The following is a 5873-nucleotide window of genomic DNA, read 5'->3' on the forward strand; positions in this document are numbered from 1 at the left end:
TCTCCGTTCTGTTGGATCAGGTGCTCTGCTGCACTGGCGTTCGATCGCTCGCCCCGATGCCGCTGGGCCACGACGTAATGTGCACCGGTCAACCCGCCCGGCTTGTGATCGTCCTTTATGTTCGCCCAAAGGGCCAGCATTAACTCGAGGGATACGGATCGCATCCCCATCGCGTCGATCGCGAGCGTGTCGTGGATTACCCAACACCGCCCAAAGAAAAACCCCCCACCGGAGTCCGGCGGGGGGTTTTGGGTAAAAACCCTGGCGATGACCTACTCTCGCATGCTAGATGCACACTACCATCGGCGCATGTACGTTTCACTTCCGAGTTCGGAATGGGATCGGGTGGTTCCATACAGCTATTGTCACCAGGGAGAGGGTGGAGGGTCGCAATGGGTCCTGTGGCGGAATGGAATCCGGCATGGGACTGATCGCGCTCACGCTCTCAGAGGTTGGGAAGTAGCGAAACAGTTTGCGTCGAACCCGCACGTGTCGTGGAGTCCAAGGCAGCTTGAGGTTATATGGTCAAGCCTCACGGATCATTAGTACTGGTTAGCTCAATACATTGCTGTACTTACACACCCAGCCTATCAACCACCTAGTCTTGATGGTTCCTTCAGGGGAGTCAAGCTCCCGGGAGATCTCATCTTGAGGCGCGCTTCCCGCTTAGATGCTTTCAGCGGTTATCGCTTCCGAACATAGCTACCCGGCAGTGCCACTGGCGTGACAACCGGAACACCAGAGGTTCGTCCACTCCGGTCCTCTCGTACTAGGAGCAGCCCCTCTCAAATCTCCAACGCCCATGGCAGATAGGGACCGAACTGTCTCACGACGTTCTGAACCCAGCTCGCGTACCACTTTAAATGGCGAACAGCCATACCCTTGGGACCGACTACAGCCCCAGGATGTGATGAGCCGACATCGAGGTGCCAAACACCGCCGTCGATATGAACTCTTGGGCGGTATCAGCCTGTTATCCCCGGAGTACCTTTTATCCGTTGAGCGATGGCCCTTCCATACAGAACCACCGGATCACTAAGTCCTAGTTTCCTACCTGCTTGATCCGTCGATCTCGCAGTCAAGCACGCTTATGCCTTTGCACACAGTGCGCGATGTCCGACCGCGCTGAGCGTACCTTCGAGCTCCTCCGTTACTCTTTGGGAGGAGACCGCCCCAGTCAAACTACCCACCATACATGGTCCCCGATCCGGATAACGGACCTAGGTTAGAACGTCAAGCACGACAGGGTGGTATTTCAAGGTTGGCTCCACCCCAGCTAGCGCCAGGGTTTCAAAGCCTCCCACCTATCCTACACAGACGAACTCAACGTTCAATGTAAAGCTATAGTAAAGGTTCACGGGGTCTTTCCGTCTTGCCACGGGTACGCTGCATCTTCACAGCGATTTCAATTTCACTGAGTCTCGGGTGGAGACAGCGCCGCCATCGTTACGCCATTCGTGCAGGTCGGAACTTACCCGACAAGGAATTTCGCTACCTTAGGACCGTTATAGTTACGGCCGCCGTTTACCGGGGCTTCGATCAAGAGCTTCGCCTTGCGGCTGACCCCATCAATTAACCTTCCGGCACCGGGCAGGCGTCAGACCCTATACGTCCACTTTCGTGTTTGCAGAGTCCTGTGTTTTTGATAAACAGTCGCAGCGGCCTGGTCACTGCGGCCCCCGATCGCTGTAGCCCGCATGGGCCACGATCAAGGGCGCACCTTCTCCCGAAGTTACGGTGCTATGTTGCCTAGTTCCTTCACCCGAGTTCTCTCAAGCGCCTGAGAATTCTCTTCCTACCCACCTGTGTCGGTTTACGGTACGGTCTGCATAAGCTGAAGCTTAGGGGCTTTTCCTGGAAGCGTGGTATCAGTCACTTCGCTCTAATGAGCTCGTCTCGGTGCTCGGAGTTAAAGGGTCCCGGATTTGCCTAAGACCCACTCCTACCGCCTTTCTCCAGGACAACCAACGCCTGGTAGACCTAACCTTCTCCGTCCCCCCATCGCACTTATGCGAGGTGCTGGAATATTAACCAGCTTCCCATCGACTACGCATTTCTGCCTCGCCTTAGGGGCCGACTCACCCTGCGTCGATTAACGTTGCGCAAGGAAACCTTGGGCTTTCGGCGTGGGGGCTTTTCACCCCCATTATCGTTACTCATGTCAGCATTCGCACTTCCGATACCTCCAGCAGACTTCTCAATCCACCTTCAACGGCTTACGGAACGCTCCTCTACCGCGTACATCAAAAGATGCACACCCCAAGCTTCGGTTTATCACTTAGCCCCGTTAAATCTTCCGCGCAGACCGACTCGACCAGTGAGCTATTACGCTTTCTTTAAAGGGTGGCTGCTTCTAAGCCAACCTCCTGGCTGTCTGTGCCTTTCCACATCGTTTCCCACTTAGTGATAATTTGGGACCTTAGCTGTGGGTCTGGGTTGTTTCCCTTTTCACGACGGACGTTAGCACCCGCCGTGTGTCTCCCATGCAGTCTGTCTTGGTATTCGGAGTTTGCAATGGTTTGGTAAGTCGCAATGACCCCCTAGCCATAACAGTGCTCTACCCCCAAGAAGATTCACATGAGGCGCTACCTAAATAGCTTTCGAGGAGAACCAGCTATCTCCGGGTTCGATTAGCTTTTCACTCCTAATCACACCTCATCCCCTACCTTTGCAACGGGAGTGGGTTCGGACCTCCAGTTGATGTTACTCAACCTTCATCCTGGGCATGACTAGATCACCCGGTTTCGGGTCTATTGCCCGCGACTATGCGCCCTTATCAGACTCGGTTTCCCTTCGCCTCCCCTATACGGTTAAGCTTGCCACGAACAATAAGTCGCTGACCCATTATACAAAAGGTACGCAGTCACCCCTTGCGAGGCTCCTACTGCTTGTACGCACACGGTTTCAGGGTCTATTTCACTCCCCTCTCCGGGGTTCTTTTCGCCTTTCCCTCACGGTACTGGTTCACTATCGGTCGGTCAGGAGTATTTAGCCTTGGAGGATGGTCCCCCCATGTTCAGACAGGGTTTCTCGTGCCCCGCCCTACTCATTTTTCATCGATATGGCCCTTTCGCATACAGGGCTGTCACCTTCTATGGCCGGTCTTTCCAGGACCGTTTTGCTAGAACCAAATCGACTTTTGGGCTGTTCCCCGTTCGCTCGTCACTACTCAGGGAATCTCGGTTGATTTCTTTTCCTACGGTTACTTAGATATTTCAGTTCACCGCGTTCGCCCTGCATGGCTATGTATTCACCATGCAGTACCTCCTAGGAGGTGGGTTTCCCCATTCGGACATTACCGGATCAAAGCTTGTTGCCAGCTCCCCGATACTTTTCGCAGGCTACCACGTCCTTCATCGCCTCTGACCGCCAAGGCATCCACCGTGTGCGCTTAGTCGCTTGACCATATAACCCCAAGTTGCCTCGGAAGTTATATGCCTGTCGATGGGTACAAATCATCGACGCGCTATACAACACTCAATCTTTAGGGACTCGAGGTCCCCGCCTTAGCCTCTACGACACGTATGGACATTCGTCTCAAACGCTTCGCTACTTCCCATTTTTTCAAAGAACAGACGACGGCCACAATGCCCTCGTCATTCAAATCTTTATGTGTGCGCAGTTGATTGGTACCGACCAGAGTGGTGGAGCCTGTCGGGATCGAACCGACGACCCCCTGCTTGCAAAGCAGGTGCTCTCCCAGCTGAGCTAAGGCCCCAAGTGGTGGGTCTGGGAGGACTCGAACCACCGGCCTCACCCTTATCAGGGGTGCGCTCTAACCACCTGAGCTACAGACCCAGTCTGTTACGTACCAATCGTGCAGGTCACTTGTGCGGACGCCTGGAAGGCAATCAGCTGTCTTTTAGTCTCTAAAGGAGGTGATCCAGCCGCACCTTCCGATACGGCTACCTTGTTACGACTTCACCCCAGTCATCGGCCACACCGTGGCAAGCGCCCCCCTTGCGGTTAGGCTACCTGCTTCTGGTGCAACAAACTCCCATGGTGTGACGGGCGGTGTGTACAAGGCCCGGGAACGTATTCACCGCAGCAATGCTGATCTGCGATTACTAGCGATTCCGACTTCATGGAGTCGAGTTGCAGACTCCAATCCGGACTGAGATAGGGTTTCTGGGATTGGCTTGCCCTCGCGGGTTTGCAGCCCTCTGTCCCTACCATTGTAGTACGTGTGTAGCCCTGGCCGTAAGGGCCATGATGACTTGACGTCATCCCCACCTTCCTCCGGTTTGTCACCGGCGGTCTCCTTAGAGTTCCCACCATTACGTGCTGGCAACTAAGGACAAGGGTTGCGCTCGTTGCGGGACTTAACCCAACATCTCACGACACGAGCTGACGACAGCCATGCAGCACCTGTGTTCGAGTTCCCGAAGGCACCAATCCATCTCTGGAAAGTTCTCGACATGTCAAGGCCAGGTAAGGTTCTTCGCGTTGCATCGAATTAAACCACATACTCCACCGCTTGTGCGGGCCCCCGTCAATTCCTTTGAGTTTCAGTCTTGCGACCGTACTCCCCAGGCGGCGAACTTAACGCGTTAGCTTCGATACTGAGTTCCTAGTTGAACCCAACATCCAGTTCGCATCGTTTAGGGCGTGGACTACCAGGGTATCTAATCCTGTTTGCTCCCCACGCTTTCGTGCCTCAGTGTCAGTGCTGGTCCAGATGGCCGCCTTCGCCACGGATGTTCCTCCCGATCTCTACGCATTTCACTGCTACACCGGGAATTCCGCCATCCTCTACCGCACTCTAGCCTGCCAGTATCCAATGCAATTCCCAGGTTGAGCCCAGGGCTTTCACATCAGACTTAACAAACCACCTACGCACGCTTTACGCCCAGTAATTCCGAGTAACGCTTGCACCCTTCGTATTACCGCGGCTGCTGGCACGAAGTTAGCCGGTGCTTATTCTTTGGGTACCGTCAGAACAATCGGGTATTAACCGACTGCTTTTCTTTCCCAACAAAAGGGCTTTACAACCCGAAGGCCTTCTTCACCCACGCGGCATGGCTGGATCAGGCTTGCGCCCATTGTCCAATATTCCCCACTGCTGCCTCCCGTAGGAGTCTGGACCGTGTCTCAGTTCCAGTGTGGCTGATCATCCTCTCAGACCAGCTACGGATCGTCGCCTTGGTGGGCCTTTACCCCGCCAACTAGCTAATCCGACATCGGCTCATCTATCTGCGCGAAGCCCGAAGGTCCTCCGCTTTCACCCGTAGGTCGTATGCGGTATTAGCGTAAGTTTCCCTACGTTATCCCCCACAAATAGGCAGATTCCGATGTATTCCTCACCCGTCCGCCACTCGCCACCCAGAGAGCAAGCTCTCCTGTGCTGCCGTTCGACTTGCATGTGTTAGGCCTGCCGCCAGCGTTCACTCTGAGCCAGGATCAAACTCTTCACTTAAATGTTTCGACTTCGTCCCGAAGGACTCCATCAATGCTTTGAGTGCAGTCGTCTTTCCCGAGCTCAAATTACCCACCAGCATTTGCATGCTTTTGAATCATTTGTGCTCTTTCTAGAACGTCTGCGATGGACAGTTATCCACCAACCAGACGTCCGCACAAGTTACCTGCGCACACTGTCAAAGATCTGGGGAACCGGCCTCAGCGCCTGGTTCCGAATACCGCCTCGACTTCCGCCGAGGTGAGCCGCACATGATACCGCGGTTTTGGTTTCCGTCAACACCCGAAGGTGAAAACTTCAACCTGCTTCAGCGTCCCGACCCGGAGGCCTTTTCCCTGAAGCGAGCCGCACATCTTAGCGCGATTTCGAAGAACGTCAACACCCTGTGAAGACCTTTTTCGAACCCCGCCGCGCCACCAGTCAACCGGTTCGCCTCAGCGGGGCGCGCATTGTGCAT

At 54.7% G+C, this 5873-nt stretch carries 2 tRNA genes and 3 rRNA genes; all 5 read right to left on the bottom strand.

Annotation, left to right across the window (positions count from 1 at the left end):
• Positions 1–259: 259 nt before the first annotated feature.
• A 5S ribosomal RNA gene (gene rrf, locus CJ022_RS03205) occupies positions 260–373 on the bottom strand.
• A 148-nt stretch (positions 374–521) separates the two neighbouring features.
• Positions 522–3405, bottom strand: a 23S ribosomal RNA gene (locus tag CJ022_RS03210).
• 237 nt (positions 3406–3642) lie between these two features.
• A tRNA-Ala gene (locus CJ022_RS03215) sits at positions 3643–3718 on the bottom strand.
• A gap of 3 nt (positions 3719–3721) precedes the next feature.
• Positions 3722–3798: transfer RNA gene (locus CJ022_RS03220), tRNA-Ile, on the bottom strand.
• A 73-nt stretch (positions 3799–3871) separates the two neighbouring features.
• Positions 3872–5416 (bottom strand): 16S ribosomal RNA (locus CJ022_RS03225).
• Together the 16S, 23S and 5S rRNA genes with 2 tRNA genes alongside form the textbook arrangement of a ribosomal RNA operon.
• Between the last annotated feature and the right edge of the window lie 457 nt (positions 5417–5873).

The organism is Luteimonas rhizosphaerae (assembly GCF_002849595.1).
GTDB lineage: Bacteria > Pseudomonadota > Gammaproteobacteria > Xanthomonadales > Xanthomonadaceae > Luteimonas > Luteimonas cellulosilyticus.